We start from the raw sequence: 929 nt of genomic DNA on the forward strand, positions 1-929 counted from the left end.
GAGTGAAAGATATCAGATTGAAGCTTGGAATACACATAGTATTTCTGCTCGTGAAATAGGACAAAAATTAAAATGGAGCAATGGTTCCATTTCAAGGGAGTTACGACGTTGCCCTGCTGGAAGTTATTCTGCCGAGCAAGCACATAGACATGCTTTTCAAAAAAGAACGCTTTCTAACAAGCACACAAAATGCAGCCAAAAGAATAAAAAAATAATTAAAATATATCTGCAGCTTGGTTGGAGCCCAGAGCAAATATCTGGACGAATGCGCAGAGAAAAAGTCGAAAATACAATATGTTGTAGTACTATTTATAATGCAATTAAAAGAGAACATTGGCAAAGGATGCTTGCACGAAAAGGTAAAAAATACAAACAACGTAAAGGTGTAGAAGCGGGAGCAAGACTAATCCCTAACCGCGTTGATATCTCTCAACGGCCTACAATTGTTGACGATAAATCAGAAGTTGGCCACTGGGAAGGTGACACAGTTTATGGCCAAGATGGGTATTTAGTTACGATGGTAGAGCGAGTATCTAAGTTATTAGTTACCTGCAAAGTACGTAGTAAGTCCAAAAAAGCAGTCACTCGTGGGATAAATCGCATGATGAAGCCCTTTAAAGGGCTTTGCAAAACAATCACATTTGATAATGGCGGAGAGTTTGCGGGTCATGCTAAGATAGCTAAGCATCTGAACTGTGACATTTATTTTGCAAAACCTTACCATTCCTGGCAACGAGGTTTGAATGAAAATACCAATGGTTTACTAAGACGTTTTTTCCCAAAGGGAATGGCCATTGGAGAACTTGCTGCAAAAGAGGTTAAACAGGCAGAGTTTTTGATTAATTCGAGACCTAGAAAAGCATTAAATTTTCTGAGTCCGAGTGAGTTTTTAAGCGGTAAGCGTGTGTCGGTTATTGTTACGATCTAGG

At 39.2% G+C, this 929-nt stretch carries 1 protein-coding gene; it reads left to right on the forward strand.

The features are described 5' to 3' along the window. Nucleotides 1–928, forward strand: a 928-nt coding sequence (locus PVK70_RS18745; protein WP_274441713.1) for an IS30 family transposase, incomplete at its 5' end; no start/stop codon positions are given. Nucleotide 929: the final 1 nt, after the last annotated feature.

Source organism: Aliivibrio sp. A6 (assembly GCF_028765505.1).
Lineage (GTDB): Bacteria > Pseudomonadota > Gammaproteobacteria > Enterobacterales > Vibrionaceae > Aliivibrio > Aliivibrio finisterrensis_A.